The organism is Billgrantia campisalis (genome assembly GCF_022341425.1).
Classification (GTDB): domain Bacteria; phylum Pseudomonadota; class Gammaproteobacteria; order Pseudomonadales; family Halomonadaceae; genus Halomonas; species Halomonas campisalis.
In genome coordinates, this window is record NZ_JABFUC010000015.1 from 70,211 (window position 1) to 90,190 (window position 19,980).

Below are 19,980 nucleotides of genomic sequence, written 5' to 3' on the forward strand. Positions count from 1 at the left end.
CGCCTCCATGCATGGAAATTAGACGAAAGTTTCAATAAGTAAGCGTTTACGGCTCAATGAGTAAACGTTTACTCTTGATCCATCTCCGCGAGGAGCATTCACCCATGCCCACCAGGGCACGACCAGGAGGAGCCAGCTAATGACGATCAAGGTCACGGTCTGGGGCGAGAACGTCCATGAGCAGGCCAACGAAGTGGTAGCGCGGATCTATCCCGATGGCATGCATGCCTGCATCGCCGCCGCGCTCAACGAGGACGAGGCCATCGAGGCCCGCGCGGTCACCCTGCAGGACCCCGAACATGGCCTCACCGAGGAGCTGCTGGAGGACACCGAGGTACTGCTGTGGTGGGGCCATGCAGCCCATGGCGAGGTGCGTGATGAGATCGTCGACCGGGTCCAGGCGCGGGTGCTGCAGGGCATGGGGCTTCTGGTGCTGCACTCCGGGCACTACGCGAAGATTTTCAAGCGGCTGATGGGCACCACCTGCTCGCTGAAGTGGCGCGAGGCCGGCGAGCGCGAGCGGCTCTGGGTGGTCAATCCGGGGCATCCCATCGTGCAGGGCGTGGGCGACTATATCGAGTTGCCCCACACCGAGATGTACGGCGAGCCCTTCGCCGTGCCCAACCCCGACGAGGTGATCTTCATCAGCGCCTTCGAAGGGGGCGAGGTGTTCCGCTCGGGGCTCACCTACAAGCGCGGCAACGGCAAGATCTTCTACTTCCGTCCGGGGCACGAGACCTACCCCATCTACTACGACGCCAAGGTGCGCCGGGTGCTCAGGAATGCCGTGAAGTGGGCGCGCCCCGAGGGCTCATGCTGGATCGACAGCTGCCCCAATGTGCCGCCCGAGCAGGCGCCCGATCCGGTGGTGGTGAAAGGCGAGGGGCTGCACCAGCCCGGCGAGGAGGGTTTCAAATGATTCGACTGGCGATCATCGGTGCCGGCAGCATGGCCGGCGAGCATGCCAAGCATTTCGGGCGGCTTCACGGGGTCGAGGTGGTGGCGGTGTGCGATCTCGACGGCGATCGGGCGCGTGCCTTCGCCGACACCTACGGTATCCCCGAGGCCTATACCGACCTGGAGGCGATGCTGGCCCGGGACGACATCGACGCGGTGAGCAACGTCACCACGGACGCTGCCCACAAGGCGACCTCGCTTGCCGCCATCGCTAGCGGCAAGCACATCCTCTGCGAGAAGCCCCTGGCCACCAACGCTGCCGATGCCGAGGCGATGGCCGCGGCGGCCCGCGAGGCGGGGGTGATCAACATGGTCAACCTGAGCTACCGCAACGCGCCGGCGATACATCAGGCCCGCGAGCTGATCGCCGCGGGAGCCCTGGGGCGCATCATGCATGTGGACGCCAGCTATCGCCAGAGCTGGCTGGTCAGCCACGCCTGGGGGCGCTGGGACCAGGACAGCCAATGGCTGTGGCGGCTCTCCGAGGGACACGGCAGCAAGGGGGTGCTGGGCGACGTGGGGGTCCATATCCTCGATTTCGCCAGCTTCCCGGTGGGTGACATCAGCGCCGTCAACTGCAAGCTCAAGTGCTTCGACAAGGCCCCGGATAACCGCATCGGCGACTATCGGCTCGACGCCAACGACAGCGCCCTGATGCGTGTCGAATTCGCCGGCGGGGCGCTGGGCACCCTCCAGGCCACTCGCTGGGCTACCGGCCACCACAACTCCCTGAGCCTGAGCGTGCACGGCGACCGCGGTGCCCTGCGGGTCGACCTGGATGCGGCCAAGGATCGGCTGCAGGTGTGTCTGGGCGAGGACGTCCACCCGGCCCGCTGGCGCGAGGTCACGGCGCCCGACACCCCGAGCCTCTACCGCCGCTTCATCGCTGGCATCGAAAGCGGCCACAACGACCAGCCCGACTTCGCCCGCGGGGCGGCGCTGCAGCGGGTGCTGGACGCCTGCTTCGTCTCCGACGCCGAGGATCGCAGCCTGGCCCTGGCCGGCTGAGCCCGGGCGTCTCTCCACCAACAACCACAAGAGAGGAAACCACCATGTCCCATCGCCCCCTTGCCACCGGCCTCCTGGCGGGTACCCTGCTGGCCGGTGGCCTGGCCCTGAGCGGCGGCCAGGTCCTGGCCGCCTCGATCACCATCGCCTGCGGCGACGGCGGCGCCGCCGACTATTGTCCGGTGCTGGCCCGTCAGTGGGCCGAGGCGACCGGCCACGAGGTGGCCGTGGTCACCACGCCCAACTCCTCCACCGAGAAGCTGTCGCTCTATCAGCAGTTGCTCGGCAGCCAGTCCGGCGATATCGACGTGCTGATGGTCGATACCGTCTGGCCCGGCCTGCTCGCCCCCCATCTGGTGGATCTTGCCGACTACCTGCCCGAGGACGCCACCGAGGGCTTCTTTCCGGCGATGATCGACAACAACACCGTGGATGGCCGCCTGGTGGCGCTGCCCTGGTTCACCGACGCCGGCCTGCTCTACTACCGCAGCGACCTGCTCGAGCAGTACGGCCATGCGGTGCCCGAGACCTGGGCGGAGCTGACCGAGATCGCCCGCGAGATCCAGAACGCCGAGCGGGCGGCGGGTAACGAGCGCATGCACGGCTTCGTCTTCCAGGGGCGCGCCTACGAGGGGCTGACCACCAACGCCCTGGAGTGGATCGCCAGCCATGGCGGCGGCACCCTCGTCGACGCCGAGGGCAAGGTGACCGTCAACAACCCCCGGGCCGTCGAGGCGATGAGCTTGGCCGCCTCCTGGATCGGCGACATCGCGCCGCGCGGCGTGCGCAACTACATGGAGGAGGAGGCCCGCGGCGTCTTCCAGTCCGGCAACGCGGTGTTCATGCGCAACTGGCCCTATGCCTGGGCGCTTGGCCAGGCCGAGGGCACCGCCATCCAGGGCAGGTTCGGCGCCGCCTCGCTGCCCCGTGGCTCCGAAGGGGAATCAGTCGCTACCCTGGGCGGTTGGAGCTTCGCGGTGTCGCGCTACTCGGCACACCCCGAGGCCGCCGCCGACCTGGTGGCCTATCTGACCGCCGAGGCCAAGCAGAAGGCCCATGCCATTGAGTTCGGCATGAACCCCACCCGCGAGGCGCTCTACCGGGATCCCGAGGTGCTCGAGGCGCAGCCCTTCATCGGCGAGCTCTATGCGACCCTGGTGGGCGGCGTTCCGCGTCCGGCCAGCGTCACCGGCGAGCACTATGCACGGGTCTCCAACGCCTTCTTCAATCGTGTGCACGAGGTGCTCTCCGGCGACCTCGCCGCCGAGCAGGCCCTGCAGCAGTTGGAGGCGGAACTGACCCGGATGGGCCGCCGCGGCTGGTGAGGGGCCCCTGCCTCGCGTCGCTCACGATTTTTCGGCACAATCATCGGCCGTCAAGGGCAGGCGGCGCCGCAGCGCGGCGCCGCGCCAACCGTGAGGCAGGCAGATGAGCAGAGATTCGTCGCGATCGGCGACCATTCGGGAGATCGCCCGGCGCGCGGGGGTCTCCATCGCCTCGGTGAGCCGGGCCCTCAACGGCAAGCCGGGGTTGAGCGAGGCGCTGCGCGAACGCATCCTGGCGATCAGCCGGGAGGTGGCCTACCGGCCCAGCGCCGCCGCCCGTCAGCTGATCAGCGGCAAGGCGGCGGTGGTGGGCATCTCCCTGGGGTGCCAGGACATCGAGCTGCGCCCCTACTACATCCTGCTCTATCAGCACCTGACCCTGGCGCTCCACGAGCAGGGCATGGTGCCGATCTTCTTCGCCCACGACCAGACGGCGACGCTGCCCGAACGGGCCGGCGCCGCCATCCTGCTCGGCGAGTTCCCCGGCGATCACCGCGCGACCCGGCTGGCCGAGGCGGGCGTGCCCTGCGTGCGCATCGGCGAGGCCGGCGAGGGCTTCTCGGTGGCGCCGGACGACCGTCACGGCTTCGCTCGGGTGACCCGCCACCTGATCGAGAGCGGCCGGCAGCGGATCGCCTTCGTGGGCGGCGATCTCGAGCAGCCCCACCCTCACCCACGCCTGGCGGGCTATCGCCAGGCGCTGGCCGAGACCGGCCTGGCCGAGCGGCTCTTCAGCCTGCCCCATGACGTCGCCTCGGCCTCGCTGACCGCCTACCGCTTCTTCGCGCCGCGGCTGGCGAGCTGGGGCGAGCCGCCCTTCGATGCCCTGGTGTGTGCCACCGACGAGATCGCCCTGGGCTGCCTGGCGGCCCTGGAGGATCACGGCATCGCCGTGCCCGGGCGGGTGGCCGTGACCGGCTTCGACGACCTGCCGCTGCTGGCGGCCCGCCTGACCACCCTGCGCCAGGACATCGCCGCCATCGCGGCCATGAGCGTGACGCTGCTGGGCGAGGCGCTGGCCGGAAAGCCGCCGCGCCACGTCTCCATTCCGGTGGAACTGGTGGTGCGCCAGAGCGGCTGATGGTGGGACGGCGCGCTGGCCAGGGACGCCGTGGGCCGCGATGATGGCCAGTCCACGGTGGCGGGCAGTACCATGGGGCAGGAGGGGTGGACAGGCCCTCCGTTGCCAGGAGCCGCGACGCCGTGATCACCGTCGAACGCAAGGACAGCTTCCACCTCAAGATCTCCCGGGTGCTGAAGGAGGAGACCTCCCATCGCCTGGATCTCTTCCTGTTCGTTCCCGGCGAGCTGGGGCTCAACGACCATGTGATTTCCGAAGACGCGTTCTACCACGGCGCCATTCACGTCAAGCGCACCTACTACAGCGACAAGCACCATCTGCCGCTGGTGCTCAGCCGGCTGGCCAGTCGCGGCAAGCTGAGTACCGAGCAGTACCGCCTGAGCCTGAGCCTCTACGCCTACCAGTATGCGGTGGCGCTGGAGCGGGCGACCCAGGAGCTGCTGCATACCGCCCGGGAGACCGCCGAGCGGGCCGAGGCCCTCGCCACGGCCGAGTCGGCAGGCGGCGAGGAGCGTCGCGACCAGGCGCGTGTGCTGGAGCAGGCCGAGCGCTTCAACGCCCAGCTCGAGGAGCTGTGCGAGCTGGCCCAGAGCATCCTGCGACGCTTGCGGCGTCACCGCCCCAGCGAGGAGAGCCTGCACAAGTATTACGCCAATATCGACAACTACCTCTCCTGGTTCACCGAGCAGCAGCTGCTGGCCCTGGTGGCGCACCTGCCCCGTGGCAAGGGGTACCGGTCGATACGCAAGCGCCTGCTGATGATCTGTCAGGCCGAGAGCGAGCATCGCGAGCGGGCCGAATACAACTCGCCGCGGGTCACCCGCGACCCCACCCGGATGTCCAACAAGATGCGGCTGCTAAGGCGGCTGATCGAGTACCCGGTGACCCTCAAGCAGCAGAGCCAGGAGCTGGGCAGCGGCGAGCAGAAGGCGGTCAAGGGCCTGGCCACGGCGGTGGTGATGATCTTCGTGTCGCTGGGGCTGCTGCATGCTCGCGACACCCTGGGGGATATCACCGCGCTGTTCGTGCTGGCCATGGCGGTGCTCTATGCCATGCGCGAGGTGTTCAAGGATGATCTGCGCAACACCCTTTGGCGTTGGTTGCGCAAAGGGCGTCCCAAGTGGCGTCGCCAGTACCTGGATGCCACCAGCAATGCCTTGGTCGGCCGCCAGTTGGAGTGGTTCGACTACAAGCGCTTCACGCGGCTTGACGAGGAGATTCAGCGGGTTCGCAAGCGTAACGTCGCCCAGCGCGAAGAGGTGGTGCTGCACTACCGCTCCAGTTCACGGATGTCGCCGACGCGCTTTCTCAGCGGCTACGAGAAGACCCGCGAAACGCTGTCGCTGGATCTCTCCCTGCTGGCGCGATTGATGGACAAGGGCAAGCACCATGTCTATCGGCTGAAGGAGGGCCAGGTGTCGCGGGAGTCGGTGGAGAAACGTCACCTGTTCAATCTGGTAATTCGCGAGGAGGGCGGCAGCGCTGAGCCGACGCTGCAGCGCTGGAAGATTGTCATGAGTCGTTCGCGGATTGTCGATGTCGAACGGGTCTATCAGGAGGGGGCGGATGACACGCAGCCCCGCTGAACAGGCCCGGGTCGATTCTTCATCGCCATTTCAGTGCCTGAGGCCATTATGGTTGTTCCATGTCAATGGCGAACCGTTGATCTCTTGTTAGGCTGGTACGCAATAGCGCGGATTGTGAGAGCCGCCAACCCGGGCTAGAGTCAAGCTACACAATCCCTTGGCCCAGACGGCCCACTGCTGGAGATGCCACCATGCGAGCTGCCGATGTCATGACGCCCAATGTCATAACCGTATCCCCCGAAGCGGATGTCCAGGAGATTGCCCGCCTGCTGCTCGACAACAACATCAGCGCGCTGCCGGTGGTGGATGATGACCAGAAGGTACTGGGCATCGTCAGTGAGGGGGACCTGATGCGCCGGGTCGAGAACGGCACCCAGCGTCGCAAGTCCTGGTGGCTGCAGCTGTTCGAGGGCAGCAACCCCAGCGAGTACGTCAAGACCCATGCGCGCAAGGCCCGTGAGATCATGACCCCCGACCCGGTGACCGTCGGCGAGGACCAGTCGCTGCGCGAGATCGCCAAGCTGCTGGAGAAACGCCATATCAAGCGGGTGCCGGTGGTGCGCGACGGCCGGCTGGTGGGCATCGTCAGCCGGGCCAACCTGCTGCGCGGCTTCTCCGCCGAGGCCGAGGCAGAACCGATGGCCAGCGCCGATGATCGCCAGATTCGCGACGCCATTCTCAAGGAGATCGACGACAACACTGGGGTCTGGGTCGATCGGATCAACATCATCGTCGCCGATGGCGCAGTGCAGGCCTGGGGCCTGGTGGAGAACCAGGATGAGCGGATGGCCGTTCAGGTGGCCATCGAGAATACCCCCGGGGTGAAGTCGGTGGAGAATAACGTGGGGCTGGTGCCGCGGGGCGTGGGCGGCTACTGACCCTGCAGGGGCGCTTGCGCCATGCCAAACGCAGCGGGGCGGCCATCTGGCCGCCCCGCTGCGTTTATGGCTGGCTTTCAGTGGGTCAGCCGATCTGCTTGAGGGCGGCTTCCAGATTGGCCAGGCTGCGCTGGCGATGGTGTAGCTTGTCGAGGCCGAACAGGCCGATCCGGAAGGCCTGATAGTCCTCACCCTCGTCGCACATCAGCGGCACGCCGGCGGCGATCTGCACGCCGGCGGCGGCGAATTTGCCGGCGATGCCCGGGTCGTCGTTGTAGCACACCACCACCCCCGGCGCCTCGAAGCCGGGTGCGGCCACGCTGCGATAGCCGTATTCGGCCAGCAGGGCCCGCACGGCCTCGCCCAGAGCCAGCTGCTCATCGCGGACCTTGTCGAAGCCGTAGGCGTCGGTCTCGGCCATGATATCGCGCAGCCGGGCCAGGCCATCGGTGGGCATGGTGGCATGGTAGGCGTGGCCGCCGGCCTCGTAGGTCTCCATGATGGTCAGCCACTTCTTGAGGTCGCAGGCGAAGCTGCTGCTGCTGGTGGCCTCGATGCGCTCGCGCGCCTGCTCGGAGAGCATCACCATGCCGCAGCAGGGTAGGCCGCTCCAGCCCTTCTGGGGGGCGCTGACCAGCACATCGACGCCGATGGCCTGCATGTCCACCCACAGGGTGCCAGACGCAATGCAGTCGAGCACGAAGAGCCCGCCCACCGCGTGGACGGCCTTGGCGAGGCGCTCGAGGTAGTCGTCGGGCAGGAGGATGCCCGCCGAGGTCTCCACATGGGGGGCGAAGACCACCTCGGGACGCTGCTCGTGGATGGCCTGCTCGACCTCCTCGATGGGGGCCGGCGCGAAGGGCGACTGCGGGTCGCTCGGGTCCAGTCGGCGAGCCTTGAGCACCGAGATTGAGGCCGGTATGTCGCCCATCTCGAGGATCTGGCTCCAGCGGTAGCTGAACTGGCCGTTGCGCACCACCAGGCAGCGCTTGCCGGCGGCGAACTGGCGCGCCACGGCCTCCATGCCGAAGGTGCCGCTGCCCGGCACGATCACCGCGCTGTGAGCGTGATAGACCCGCTTGAGCGTGGCGGAGATATCGCGCATCACGCCCTGAAAGCGTTGGGACATATGGTTCAGCGAGCGGTCGGTGTAGACCACCGAGTATTCCAGCAGCCCATCGGGGTCGACATCGGGTAGCAGGCCGGACATCTCTCTCTCCCTGTTTCGTTCGGTGTGGGGACTCAAACCACTGAGGATATGCGCAACGCCCGCTGCGGGCCAGCGGGATATGCTGGCCCGCAGCGGGTCGGTCGATGCCGGCGGTCTCACGGCAAGGGCGGGGGCCCTACCGTGAGGGCATCAGGGGCTGCAGTAGTAGAGCCGCGCGGGCAGGATATTGAGCGGTTCGAAGTCGGTCTCCACGGCGGAGAAGACCCGGCGCAGGTCGGGCAGCACCCGCGACGAGAACTGGTAGATCAGCATGGAGCCGGCGGGCGAGAGGGCGTCCACGCTGCCGCTGAGGATTCGCTCGCGAACGTCCTCCGGCATGGTGCTGAAGGGGATGCCCGCCAGGACATAGTCGGCCGGCGGCAGGCCCAGGCGTTCCAGCTCGGCCTGGACGCTCTCAGCCGAGCCCTTGACCACCTGCAGCCGAGGATCGGGCAGTGACTGCTCGAGAAACTCAACGAAGTCCTGGTTGGTTTCCAGCACCAGCAGCGTCGAGTCCGGGGGCATGCGGCGCAGCAGCTCCCGGGTGATGGTGCCAACGCCGGGACCGAACTCGACCACCACCCGGGCCCGCTCCCAGTCGATTCGGTCCAGCAGGCGCCTGACCAGGAAGGGAGAGCTGGGGATGATCGAGCCCAGCATCTTGGGGTGCTTGAAGAAGTTGCGTGCGAAAAGCGAGAGCTGGGCGCGTCGCTGGGGTCCTGCCACGGCCTTGGGTCGGTCTTGCGCCGTCATGGGCCTGCCTCCTGCATGTGGACGAAACATGCTTCCACTCTAGGCCAGTAAAGGCGGCCGTGGAAGAACCGGTTATGTTCCCACTGTAGCTGGCTTCGTCCAGGCGCTGCCGATAGCGCCGCTTGGGTTGCCTGGCATGAGGGGGAAAACCGTGAGCCAAGACGCTCCGGCTCGAGGTTTTGACCGAATGGACAGTGTCTTGCCGCGTGCTTTTCCACTGGCCATGGCATTCAACTGGCCTTACCCACAGGTCATGACTGGTTCTATTGCCCCTGGGAGTTGGCAAGTAGCGTCAAGGGGAGTCAGTGGGTGAAGGGGCTTGACCGCACGGCCTTCGCGACGCTGACGACAGTCACAACAATGCCAACAGAGTCAGGTGACATCAGATGAATATCTCCACTAAATCTCTCCCCCTTGCCGTTGCATCTGCCATGGCGCTGACCTCCTTCGGTGCACTGGCCGACTATCCGGACGGCCCCATTACCGTGGTGGCGCCCTACGGCCCGGGCGGCTCCTCGGACTTGGCCGCCCGCACCATGGCATCCTCTATCCCCGACTACATCGGGGGGAACGTGCTGGTGGTCAACCGCACCGGGGCGGCCGGGGTGGTGGGCTCGAATTTCGTGCGCAATGCCGCTCCGGACGGCGAGACCCTGCTGCTGGCTCGTTACGGGTCCCATGCGACAGGGCCTGCCCTGAACCCGGATGCCCCCTATGACTGGGACGACTTTACCTATCTCGGCATGCTATCGCTGGATGCCTTTGTCTGCATCGTCCCCGCAGACTCTCCCTACGATAACCTGGATGAGTGGCGCGAAGGGGTCGCGGCCAGCCCCGGCAAGTACAGCTACTCGACCTCGGGGTTCGGCACCGGCAATCACCTGGTCGTGTCCCTGCTGCTCGATAGCCAAGGCATCGATCCGGACACCGCCAACCACGTCCCCTATGAAGGCGACGGGGAGGTGGTCTCCTCGGTGGTGGGCGGCCATGTGGACTTCACCTGTGTCAACCTCTCCCCGGCCCTGGGGCAGATCAATTCGGGTACCGTCAAGCCGCTTGGCGTGACGACGCCCGAGCGCGTCGATGACCTGCCGGAGGTGCCCTCTTTCTCAGAGCTGGGCTACGACAGCATGGAAGCCGGGGTCGGCTGGAGTGCACTGGTCGGTCCTCCCGACCTGAATGGCGAAATTGTCGAGGCCTGGACCGCAGCACTGGCCCAACTGAAGGACTCTGAAAGCTGGAACGCCGCTGTGCTTCGTCTAGGCGCGATCCCCAGCGTCATGTCGCCCGAGGAGACCAAGGATTTCGTAGGCAGCCAGGTCGGCGTGATTCGCGATATCGTCGAGCGCCTGGATCTCGCCAACTGAGCCTGTCATTACCGCGTCTGAGGGGGCTGCCGGGCGGCCCCCCGTGACGTTATTCATCATGTTCGGCAGTTCAGCTCTCCGAGATTCCTATCAAGGGCGGGTATTACCATGACCATGAGACTCAAGGAAGTCGGCATTGGCCTATTCGTCTTGGCCCTGGCTTTTCTTCTTCTTATCTTCCTGATTCCAGAGGGCATACCGCAGCCTAGCCGGTTGCGGGAGGGCCAGCTGTCGCCGCGCTTCTGGCCGCTGATCGCTACCTCGATTCTGGTGATGTCAGGGGTGGTGCTGACCGCGATGGCGTGGTTCGAGAAAGGCCAGGGTACGCCAACTGAGAGCGATGAAGATGACGAGCCGCTTCCCTTCACCAGCGCCATTGTCGGGCTGGTCGTCGGCTTCGTTCTGCTATCCGGCTACTACTGGGCGATGACGCGGCTAGGCATGGTCGTCGCTTCTGCAGTAGGGATTGTGCTGCTGGCATATGCCTACGGCGAACGTCGCTGGCAGGTCCTGATACCCGTGGCGCTGTTGTTGCCGGTGGCCCTCTATCTGTTCTTCGTCTATGTGGCGGGAATCCCCATTCCCGATCCCCTGGCCCGAACGGTTTTCCGCGCGCTTTTCTGAGCGGGCCAATACGGTTCACCTCCCTGAGAACACTGTCGCCTGGCCTGGGCGCAGAAGGACGTATTCATGATAATCGACAACTTTGCTCAAGGCCTCGAGCTCTTCCTGAGCTGGGGCAATGTACTGGCGATATTGATCGGTGTGCTGGCGGGGATCGTGTTCGGTGCCATCCCCGGCCTGACGGGAACCATGGCCGTGGCCCTGGTGCTGCCCTTCACCTTTTCCCTGCCGCCGGTGACCGGCATCCTGCTGCTGGTCGGCGTCTACAAGGGGGCGGTCTACGGCGGCTCGATCCCGGCGATCCTGATCAAGACGCCGGGCACACCCGGCGGTGCCTGCACCGTGATGGATGGCTACCCGCTGGCCCGCCAGGGCAAGGCGGGTAAGGCGCTCAACATGGCGCTCTACTCGTCGGCCTGTGCCGACTTCATCTCCAACCTGGCGCTGATCTTCCTGGCCGGCTTTATCGCGGCCTTTGCGCTGCGCTTCGGCCCGCCGGAGTTCTTTGCCTTGATGTGCTTCTCGCTGACTATCATCGCCGGTGTCTCGGGCAGCTCGCTGATGAAGGGGCTCGCCTCCGCGGCATTGGGCCTGCTGCTGGCCAGCGTGGGCCTGGATATCATCTTCGGTACGCCGCGCTTCGCCTTCGGCGAGGTGGAGCTGACTGCCGGGCTCAATTTCATTCCGATCCTGATCGGCCTGTTCGCCATGCCGGAGATCATCAATCAGTTCACCAAGCGCTACCGGGTCGCTACCCGGATTGCCGAGGCGGCCAATGCGCGGGTCAGCTGGCAGGAGTTCAAGGGGTCGCTGCGCAGCATCCTGCGCGGCAGCGTTATCGGTGTGGTGCTGGGTGCCATTCCGGGCATCGGCGGGGCACCGGCGGCGTTCGTCTCCTATGGAGCGGCGCAGCGCGCTTCCAAGAATAGTGACAACTTTGGGAAGGGAGAACTTGAAGGGGTTGCGGCCTCCGAGGCCGGCAACAATGGGGTCTGTGGCGCGACCATGATTCCGCTGCTGTCGCTGGGGGTGCCGGGGGACGTGATCACCGCGGTGATCCTCGGCGCCTTCATGATTCACGGCCTGACGCCGGGGCCACTGCTGTTTCAGGAGAACATCGACATTGTCTACGCCATCTTCTGCGGCATTCTGCTCAGCTCGGTGTTCATGGTGATGTGGGGCAAGCTGGGTATCCGGGTATTCGCCCGCATTGCCGATATCCCCAATACCGTGCTCTTCCCCGCGGTGCTGGTGCTCTGTGTCTTCGGCGCCTATGCGGTCAACAGCAATCCCTTCGATGTGCTGGTGATGTTTCTGGTCGGCATTCTGGGCTTCGGGATGCTCAAGGCCAATATCCCGCCGGCCCCCTTCCTGATCGCCTTCGTGCTGGGCCCGATGCTGGAGAACAACCTCAGACGCGCCCTGCAAATGTCGAACGGCGATTACTCGATCCTGCTGCGCAACGAGATCACGATCTTCTTCCTGGCGCTGACGGCGCTGTCGCTGATTCTGATCACCATCCGCAACCTGAAGCGCTGGCGGCGGAGAACGGCAGCGCGTCGTGACGATGCATCCTTGGCGGGTTGAGCCCTCGCCGGCACGACTGGCTGGTCCTCAAGGGCCGGCCAGCTTGCCTGTTCGGTTGTGGCTGAGTCTGTCCCAACGCTGGGCGAGTATCGATGGCCTTTTGCCGAGTGAGGCTCAGGCTTCCGAGCCGGCCAGGCTGTCGTCCCGGGGCATGGCCTGCTGGTCGATGGCGGCAATGGCTTTGGCGGCACGCTGCAGGGCCGGAAGACACTCGAGGGCCTTCTCTTTGGTCATGCGCATGATGGGTGCCTGGATGGCGATACCCAGGTTGGATTTGCCCCTTGGGCTGGGGGCCAGCACGGCGATGCAGAGCAGGCCGGGCAGAAACTCCTCGTCATCGAAGGCGTAGCCCTTCTGGCGAACCGTTTCGATCTCGGCCTCGAGAGCCGTGAGGTCGGTCAGCGTATTGCGGGTGAACGGCTTGAGGGGGATTTCACCGAGCAGTCGCCGCCGCTGGGCCGGACCCATCTGGGCCAGGAACAGCTTGCCGCTGGCCGAGCAGTGCACTGGCACCCTGGAGCCGGGCTGCAGGTAGAAGCGCAGGGCCTCAGACGTCTCGACGCGGTCGAGGTAGAGCACTTCACCGCCCGACAGGGCGGTGATGTTGCAGCTCTCGCCGATTTCGTCGACCAACTGGCTGAGCACTGCATGGCGGGCGCCGTGCACGGTGTCGTTGAGCAGCAGATTTTCCGCCAGCCGGCGCAGTCGGCTGCCCTTGCTGTAATGGCGGCTATCGGCCTCGCGCTGCAGCATGCCAGAGCCTTCCAGCTGCTGCAGCATGCGGTGCAGGGTGGGTTTGGGCAGTCCGGTCTCGTCGACCAGGCTCTGCAGGGTAAAGAACTGATCCTTCTCGGCAATCACTTCCAGCAGCGCCAGCAGGCGTTGGGCGGGGGTGTCGCCGTCGAGCTTGGTGATCTCGGATTTTTGGCGGGTCATGGCGTGGTCTCCCTTTGGCGCCAAGGTAAGGGGTTCTTTAAAAGAAATCAATTTGTCCCGTTTTTTGAAATTTACGTTGACGTAGGCGAGCGGGATGGCTAGATTTTGATTAAATTTCGTTATCCGGAACTTTTTGTACCATAAAAATAGTATCGAGTAACACATGCCCTGGAGGATCCCGATGAGAACAGACAGCACTCCCTATACCCGAGCGGCCGCGCAGGGCAAGTCGACATGAAAGCATTGAATCGGATAGTGGAACGGGCGTGTCGGGAGCCCAAGCGCATCGTGCTCTGTGAAGGGGAAGACGAGCGGGTGCTTCAGGCGGCCGTCAAGGCGGCCAGGGCAGGCATCGCTCGCATCCTGCTGGTGGGCAGGCGTCAGGCCATGGTGGACGTGGCGGCCGATCGGGGACTCGACCTGACCGGCATCGAACTGCTCGACCCCGCTGATTCGCCCCTGAGCGAGCCGCTGGCCACGGCGCTGCATGAGCTTCGTCGACGCAAGGGCATGACCCGTGAGCAGGCCGACGCCGCGGTGCGAGAGCCGCTGTGCTTCGCCAACCTGCTGGTGCGTGAAGGGTACGCCGATGGCAGCGTGGCCGGTGCGGTCAACACCACCGCCGATGTGGTACGCACGGCTATCCAGGTCCTCGGCCTGGCACCGGGCTGTCGGCTGGTCTCGAGCTTCTTCCTGATGATGCTGTGCCAGCCATTCCACAGCCTGAAGGGCGGCCTCATCTTTTCCGACTGTGGACTGGTGATCGACCCCGATGCCAAGGAGCTGGCGGAGATTGCCCTGGCCGCGGCGGATAGTGCCGAAGCGCTGCTGGGTGAGGAACCGCGGGTGGCGATGCTGTCGTTCTCTACCAGCGGCAGCGCTCGCCACGGCAGCGTGGAGAAGGTCGTGCAGGCCGCCAGGGAGGTGAAGGCCCGGCGCCCTGCCCTGGCCATCGATGAAGACGTGCAGCTCGATGCCGCCATCGTGGCCGAGATCGCCGAACGCAAACTGCCGGAATCCCGGGTCAAGGGTAATGCCAATGTGCTGATCTTTCCCGACCTGGAAGCGGGCAATATCGGCTACAAGCTGGCTGAGCGCATCGGCGGGGCCGAGGCGATCGGACCGCTGCTCCAGGGGCTGGCGAAACCGGCCAACGACCTGTCGCGGGGCTGCAGCGTTGACGATATCTACCATGTCATCGCCGTGACCGGCGTCCAGGCCCAGGCGGCCGAAGCGCGCCACACCGCGGGCGCCTGATCCCATGGCACTCGAGACGCTGCTGGCGTTCCTGCTGATTGCCGCCCTGGCGGGCTACTTCCAGACGGTGACCGGCTTCGGGCTGGGCATGATCGTGATGGGAGCGACCAGCGGGCTCGGTATCGCGCCGGTGGCATCGGTCGCCGCCGTCGTCAGCCTGATGACGCTGATCAACTGCCTGGTGGCCCTGCCGGGTCGGCTGCAGCATGTCGACTGGCCGTCGGCCTGGGCAGCGGTAGCCGGCATCGTGCCGATGATCATGGTGGGCGTGCTGCTGCTCGACTACCTGAGCGGCAGCGCCGCCACCCTGCTCAGCCTGCTGCTGGGCGTGGTCGTTCTCTATGGTGGTGCCAGCCTGCTGCTCCAGCCGAGCCGTCAGCAGCGGCTCTCCTCACGGCGCAGCTTCGCTCTGTTCGGTGGCCTCTCCGGGCTGCTGGGCGGGCTCTTCGGCATGGCCGGCCCGCCCTTGATCTATCACTGCTACCGTCAGCCCATCGAGCCGATCCGAATCCGCAACCTGCTGATCCTGCTCTTTGCGGCGACCTCCGGCGTGCGCACCCTGTTCGTGGTCTCCCTGGGGCAGATGACCGCTGAGATCCTCTGGCTCACAGTCTGGTCGGTGCCGGTCATCGCGCTTGCCACCTACGCGGGGCGCCGTTTCCCGCTGCCCTTTTCCCCGCTGGTCATGCGCCGCATCGCCTTCCTGGTGTTGCTGGTGATGGGGGTCAGCCTGATCGCCTCCGCGCTTGCCTGATCTTACATCTGAGGAGTGGCCATTTTCCTGGCGTCCGGGGTGAGCCGGCTCAAGGTCCTGTCCGCTCCGAAGCTTTCGCCGCAGCGGCGCCAGCGGCTCGCCGGTAGTCAACGATCTCGCCGCTGGCGAGTCGCTGCCGGTAGCGCTTGAGCTCGCGCTTGACCACCGGGGCAAGCAGATAGATGCCGAGGATATTGGGCACACAGATCACGAAGACCAGCGCGTCGGAGAGTGTGAGCATCGACTGCAGCTGGATCATCGAACCGATCACGATGAAAGTGCAGAACAGCAGCTTGAACAGATTGCGCCCCCACTGGCCTTCGCCGAACAGGTAGCACCACCCCTTGAGGCCGTAGTAGGACCAGGAGACGGCGGTAGAGAAGGCGAACAGCAGTGCGGCCACCGACAGCGGCAGCGGGAACCAGGCGACGTTTCGCTCGAAGGCCTGGGAGGTCATCTGGATGCCGCTGGCGGCTTCAGTCAGGCCCGGGTCGTAGTAGAGGGTGGTAACGATCACCAGGCCGGTGAGGCTGCAGATGATGATGGTATCCACCAGCGGCTCGAGCAGCGAAACATACCCCTCGGTCATCGGATCGCGGGTGCGCACCGCGGCATGGGCGATGGCCGAGGAGCCGATGCCGGCTTCGTTGGAGAATACCGCCCGCTGAAAGCCGATGATCATGGCGCCCAGGGCTCCGCCCGCAACACCCTCGGTCGTGAAGGCACCGTGAAAGATCGCCTGGATGGCGAAGGGAATCGCTTCTGCATTCATGGCCAGGATCAGCAGCGCCATGCTGCAGTAGAGGATGGCCATGACGGGCACCACCTTCTCGGTGACCCGGGCAATGGACTTGATACCGCCGAGAATCACCAGCCCGATGAGCGCGGCCAGGAAGAGGCCGAACAGCCACCCCTTGTCGGCAAACCAGCTGGTGTCGGCGCCGCCGGTGACATTGACGAACTGCATGAAGGCCTGGTTGGACTGGAACATATTGCCGATGCCCAGACAGCCGATCACGATCCCGATCGCATAGAACTTGCCCAACGCCTTGCCGAGGCGGGGCAGGCCGCGCTCGGACAGCCCTCGGGAGAGATAGAACATGGGGCCGCCGGAAACGCTGCCGTCGGCGTTCTGGCGGCGGTAGTGGGTGGCCAGGAAACACTCGACGAACTTGGTGGACATGCCGAGAAAGCCGGCGAGTATCATCCAGAACAGCACGCCCGGCCCGCCCAGGGCGATGGCGATGGCGACCCCGCCGATATTGCCGATGCCCACGGTGCCGGAGACGGCGGTGGCCAAGGCCTGGAAATGCGAGACTTCGCCGCGGGCCCGGGGATGGGCGTAGTCGCCGCGTACCAGCTTAAAGGCGTGGCCCAGGCCGCGTAGATTGATGAAGTTGAAGTAGAAGGTGCTGAACACCGCGCCGGCGATCAGCCACAGCACCACCAGCGGCAGCTCGGCGCCGAACAGCGGCAGGGTGAAGAAAATTAGCGAGGAGACCGCCGATGCCACCGGGGCGATCAGGGTCTCGGCAGCCTGGTCGATGCCGGCCGCCTTGGCGCTGGGTACGACGCCTAGCAGCGGTGCTGCCAGGGCCCCGGCCCAGGCGCGTGACGCGGGCAGGATAGCGAGTCGCATAAACAGGGTGCCTCGGGATCATTGTCGTTGTTATAGCGGGCCGGCCCTTGCCAGGCCGCCCGGTTGGCCGCGATGTGGCCAACCGTGGTGTCGTGCTTTGAGCCTAACAGGCTTGGTGGCGTATGAATGGGACCAGTTTTGGTGTGGCGATGGGGCCAGTTTGGTGTGCCTATGGCGCCAGTTCCGGTGTGGCGATGGGCCACGTCTGGCGTGGCCTTTCCTCGGCCGGTGAGCGGTGATGGCGGCATGCCCGTTAACGGCGGCGTCGACCGCTGATCAGATCGACGATTTCCTCGAACAGGTGGCTATCCAGGGCCTGGGACATGTCGGTGGCCAGGCAGCGACGATAGAAGGGGCTGAGATCCAGGCCCACGCCCAGGCCCAGGATCTCGATCTGGCCTTCCCGGGCGCGCCGGGCGACGACCTCCTTCAGGTGGTTGTCCAGGTAGTAGGCATCGTTGGCCAGGTTGGTGGCGCTGTCTGCCGGGCACCCGTCGGAGATCACGATCAAAATGCGTCGGGTCTCGGAGCGGGTGAGCAGGCGTTCGCAGGCCCACTCCACCGCCTCGCCGTCGATGCCTTCACGAAACAGGTCGGGCTTGAGCAGCGCCGCGATGTCGCTGCGGGCGCGTCGCCAGCTGCGGTCGGCCTCCTTGAATACCATGTGGCACACCTCGTTCAGGCGCCCTGGTCCGCGGGGCCGGCCGCCGCGCAGCCACGCCTGATAGGCGCGACCGCCGTTCCAGGCCCCGGTGGTGAAGCCGAGCAGCTCGGTGCTGGCGCCGATCATCTCCAGGGCGCGCATCACACTCTCGACCATCATCGCCACCGGCATGATGTGGTGCTTCATGGACCCCGAGCAGTCGATCAGCAGGCTGACCGCACAGTCGGTGCCTAGCTTGAGCTGCTGGCGATAGAACAGGCGACGTTCGGTGGGTGAGCTGACCAGCTGGGCGAGTCGACGCCCGTCGATGTGCCCCTCCTCCTCGCCATAGGCCCAGCCGTCGGGGCGCGGCTCCCAAAGCACATGGCCAAGACGGCGAGCCAGGCGCGGCAGGTTGATGGCCTGTTCCGCGGTGGCCTGGTCCAGTCGTTCGCGGTACTCGCGTAGCAGGGCCCGGCGCACCAGGCTGCCGGCTGCGACCTCGCGATCGAAGCGTGTGGTGAATACCCGGTAGGAGAGCGCGGCGTCCTCGAAGACCTTGCTGCGCCCGGATGTTGTCGCCGCGATGCCGTTGTCATCTCCGTCGCCTTCCTCGAAATCGAGCAGCAGGGCGAAGGCGTCGGTGGTCTCCTCTTCTCGCTCCTTGGCATCGTCCTCGCTGGCGCTAGCCGCGCGCGCTGCCCGGACTCGCGCACCGATGATGCGGGCGATGGCCAGGGAGTGCACGGCGTAGGCTGCCTGGTCGTGGCGCTGGCGACGCAGGCCGGCCAGCGGGGTGCCCAGCTCGTCAGCCAGGCCATAGCGGGTGCTCTCGATAAAGCCCTCGGTCTCCTCCAGCACCGGCCGGGCGTGCAGCCGGGACCAGCACATCTGCGCCACGGTGTAGAGCAGGATACCGATGCTTCCCTCGGTCAGCCCGGAGCGGTGGAAGGCGTGGGACCAGCGCTCGAAGCGCTGCCGGAGATTGGCGGCCATGCCGGGCATGTCGTTAGGCGCGAAGGTTTCCACCCGCAGCTGCTCGAGCAGTTCGAAGAACAGCCGCTCGACCGGGTCTTCCGGGCAGAGACGTCGGTGGAGGGCCGCATCGGAGTGCAACAGGCGCAAGGCCATGCCGTCGGCGGCGGCCCGGCAATCGCTGAACGCATCCTGCGCGGGGTCAATGCGCAGGTGCGGCGCATGAGTCGGCAGGCGTATCTCGCCTTGGTAGAGACGCCTTCCGCGGTAGTGCAGATCGGCATCACCGGTCAGGGCGCGCAGGCTGGCCGCGCACAGCTGCTCGATGCGCTCCTGGCGGCGCGCCTGCTGCTGGGGGCTCGTGGTCATGTGGGATCTGCCTCCCGCACCCTGGCCTCGTCGAGCTCCTCGTCGAAGCAGCGCTGGTAATACTCGGCGACGATGGGGCGCTCGGCCTCGTCGCACTTGTTGAGGAACGACAGGCGGAAGGCCAGGGCCGGGCTGCGGAAGATCTCGCAGTTCTCTGCCCAGGTGATCACCGTGCGCGGGGACATCAGCGTCGACAGGTCGCCGGTGGCAAAGCCCTGGCGGGTGAGGTTGGCGACCGCGACCATCGAGGCAATCAGCTTGCGCCCCTTGTCGCTGTCCTTGGACGGTACCCGGCCGAGCACGATGGCGACCTCCTCGTCGCGGGGCAGGTAGTCGAGCTTGGCGACGATGTTCCAGCGGTCGATCTGGGCGTGGTTGAGCACCTGGGTGCCCTGATAGAGCCCCGTGAGGTTGCCCAGCCCCACGGTGTTGGCGGTGGCGAACAGCCGGAAGTGGGGATGGGGATGGATCACCCGGTTCTGGTCGAGCAGGGTGAAATGGCCATCGCGCTCGAGGATGCGCTGGATGACGAACATCACGTCCGGTCGGCCGGCGTCGTACTCATCGAAGATCAGCGCCACCGGACGCTGCAGCGACCAGGGCACGATGCCCTCCTGGAACTCGGTGACCTGCACCCCCTCGCGTACCACGATGGCATCCTTGCCCACCAGATCCAGGCGGCTGATGTGGCCGTCCAGGTTGACCCTCATGCAGGGCCAGTTCAGCCGAGCCGCCACCTGCTCGATATGGGTCGACTTTCCGGTGCCGTGTAGCCCCTGAACCATGACGCGTCGGTTGCGGGTGAAGCCGGCCAGAATCGCCAGGGTCACGTCGGGATTGAAGCGGTAGGCCTCGTCGACATCCGGTACGTAGTCATCACGCTCGCGGAAGGCTGGCACCTGCAGGTCGCTGTCGATGCCAAAGAGTTCGCGGACCGAACGCATGAGATCGGGCTGGATGTTGATCGGATCTGTCATCACTGTCTCCTTGCCCCCCTGGGGTCTGGCCATGGGGCTCTGGCCATGGGGATC

General features: G+C 65.8%; 17 protein-coding genes. 11 read left to right on the forward strand and 6 right to left on the reverse strand.

What is annotated here, in order from left to right:
• The first annotated feature begins 139 nt into the window (after window positions 1–139).
• The 6 genes from HOP52_RS16480 to HOP52_RS16505 all read left to right on the forward strand — a co-directional run bounded on the left by HOP52_RS16480 (window position 140) and on the right by HOP52_RS16505 (window position 6,835).
• On the forward strand, window positions 140–919 hold the full coding sequence (locus HOP52_RS16480; protein WP_238978504.1) for a ThuA domain-containing protein: 780 nt from the start codon (window positions 140–142) through the stop codon (window positions 917–919).
• The gene (locus HOP52_RS16485; RefSeq protein WP_238978505.1) at window positions 916–1,965 is read left to right on the forward strand and encodes a Gfo/Idh/MocA family protein; all 1,050 of its coding nucleotides are present in this window, start codon (window positions 916–918) and stop codon (window positions 1,963–1,965) included. Before HOP52_RS16480 ends, HOP52_RS16485 begins: the two co-directional genes overlap by 4 nt.
• Window positions 1,966–2,009: 44 nt before the next feature.
• Window positions 2,010–3,290, forward strand: a complete 1,281-nt coding sequence (locus tag HOP52_RS16490; RefSeq protein ID WP_238978506.1) for an ABC transporter substrate-binding protein — start codon at window positions 2,010–2,012, stop codon at window positions 3,288–3,290.
• 103 nt (window positions 3,291–3,393) lie between these two features.
• Window positions 3,394–4,371 carry a LacI family DNA-binding transcriptional regulator gene (locus HOP52_RS16495; RefSeq protein ID WP_238978507.1) on the forward strand — a complete coding sequence of 326 codons (978 nt, stop codon included), beginning with the start codon at window positions 3,394–3,396 and terminating at the stop codon, window positions 4,369–4,371.
• A 122-nt stretch (window positions 4,372–4,493) separates the two neighbouring features.
• Window positions 4,494–5,957 carry a hypothetical protein gene (locus tag HOP52_RS16500; RefSeq protein ID WP_238978508.1) on the forward strand — a complete coding sequence of 488 codons (1,464 nt, stop codon included), beginning with the start codon at window positions 4,494–4,496 and terminating at the stop codon, window positions 5,955–5,957.
• A 191-nt stretch (window positions 5,958–6,148) separates the two neighbouring features.
• The gene (locus tag HOP52_RS16505; RefSeq protein WP_238978509.1) at window positions 6,149–6,835 is read left to right on the forward strand and encodes a CBS domain-containing protein; all 687 of its coding nucleotides are present in this window, start codon (window positions 6,149–6,151) and stop codon (window positions 6,833–6,835) included.
• An 85-nt stretch (window positions 6,836–6,920) separates the two neighbouring features.
• Here HOP52_RS16505 and HOP52_RS16510 read toward each other — a convergent pair whose 3' ends face one another.
• Together HOP52_RS16510 and HOP52_RS16515 are read right to left on the reverse strand one after the other, a co-directional pair.
• Window positions 6,921–8,045: an aminotransferase class V-fold PLP-dependent enzyme gene (locus tag HOP52_RS16510; protein ID WP_238978510.1), complete on the reverse strand. Its 1,125-nt coding sequence runs from the start codon at window positions 8,043–8,045 to the stop codon at window positions 6,921–6,923.
• 150 nt (window positions 8,046–8,195) lie between these two features.
• Entirely contained in the window at window positions 8,196–8,798 is a 603-nt protein-coding gene (locus tag HOP52_RS16515) for a class I SAM-dependent methyltransferase (protein WP_238978511.1), read from the reverse strand.
• Between the two features lie 386 nt (window positions 8,799–9,184).
• Here HOP52_RS16515 and HOP52_RS16520 point away from each other — a divergent pair, with 386 nt between their 5' ends.
• The 3 genes from HOP52_RS16520 (at window position 9,185) to HOP52_RS16530 (ending at window position 12,376) form a co-directional block, all read left to right on the forward strand.
• Entirely contained in the window at window positions 9,185–10,165 is a 981-nt protein-coding gene (locus HOP52_RS16520; RefSeq protein ID WP_238978512.1) for a Bug family tripartite tricarboxylate transporter substrate binding protein, read from the forward strand.
• 108 nt (window positions 10,166–10,273) lie between these two features.
• A complete protein-coding gene (locus HOP52_RS16525; protein WP_238978513.1) occupies window positions 10,274–10,789 on the forward strand; it encodes a tripartite tricarboxylate transporter TctB family protein in 516 nt (171 codons plus the stop codon).
• Window positions 10,790–10,855: 66 nt separating this feature from the next.
• A complete protein-coding gene (locus HOP52_RS16530) occupies window positions 10,856–12,376 on the forward strand; it encodes a tripartite tricarboxylate transporter permease (RefSeq protein ID WP_238978514.1) in 1,521 nt (506 codons plus the stop codon).
• A 114-nt stretch (window positions 12,377–12,490) separates the two neighbouring features.
• On the opposite strand, the gene HOP52_RS16535 is transcribed toward HOP52_RS16530, so the two are convergent.
• Window positions 12,491–13,312: an IclR family transcriptional regulator gene (locus HOP52_RS16535; RefSeq protein WP_238978515.1), complete on the reverse strand. Its 822-nt coding sequence runs from the start codon at window positions 13,310–13,312 to the stop codon at window positions 12,491–12,493.
• A gap of 234 nt (window positions 13,313–13,546) precedes the next feature.
• On the opposite strand from HOP52_RS16535, the gene pta reads away from it, so the two are divergent.
• Window positions 13,547–14,569, forward strand: a complete 1,023-nt coding sequence (gene pta, locus HOP52_RS16540; RefSeq protein ID WP_238978516.1) for a phosphate acetyltransferase — start codon at window positions 13,547–13,549, stop codon at window positions 14,567–14,569.
• Window positions 14,570–14,573: 4 nt separating this feature from the next.
• Complete coding sequence (locus tag HOP52_RS16545) at window positions 14,574–15,323, forward strand: TSUP family transporter (RefSeq protein WP_238978517.1); 750 nt, start codon at window positions 14,574–14,576, stop codon at window positions 15,321–15,323.
• Window positions 15,324–15,372: 49 nt separating this feature from the next.
• On the opposite strand, the gene HOP52_RS16550 is transcribed toward HOP52_RS16545, so the two are convergent.
• The 3 genes from HOP52_RS16550 to HOP52_RS16560 all read right to left on the reverse strand — a co-directional run bounded on the left by HOP52_RS16550 (window position 15,373) and on the right by HOP52_RS16560 (window position 19,926).
• The gene (locus tag HOP52_RS16550) at window positions 15,373–16,962 is read right to left on the reverse strand and encodes an alanine/glycine:cation symporter family protein (protein WP_238978518.1); all 1,590 of its coding nucleotides are present in this window, start codon (window positions 16,960–16,962) and stop codon (window positions 15,373–15,375) included.
• 253 nt (window positions 16,963–17,215) lie between these two features.
• Window positions 17,216–18,949, reverse strand: coding sequence for a cobaltochelatase CobT-related protein (locus tag HOP52_RS16555; RefSeq protein WP_238978519.1), 1,734 nt, complete (start codon window positions 18,947–18,949; stop codon window positions 17,216–17,218).
• On the reverse strand, window positions 18,946–19,926 hold the full coding sequence (locus HOP52_RS16560) for an AAA family ATPase (RefSeq protein ID WP_238978520.1): 981 nt from the start codon (window positions 19,924–19,926) through the stop codon (window positions 18,946–18,948). The genes HOP52_RS16555 and HOP52_RS16560 overlap by 4 nt, the downstream gene beginning before the upstream one ends.
• Window positions 19,927–19,980 lie beyond the last annotated feature (54 nt).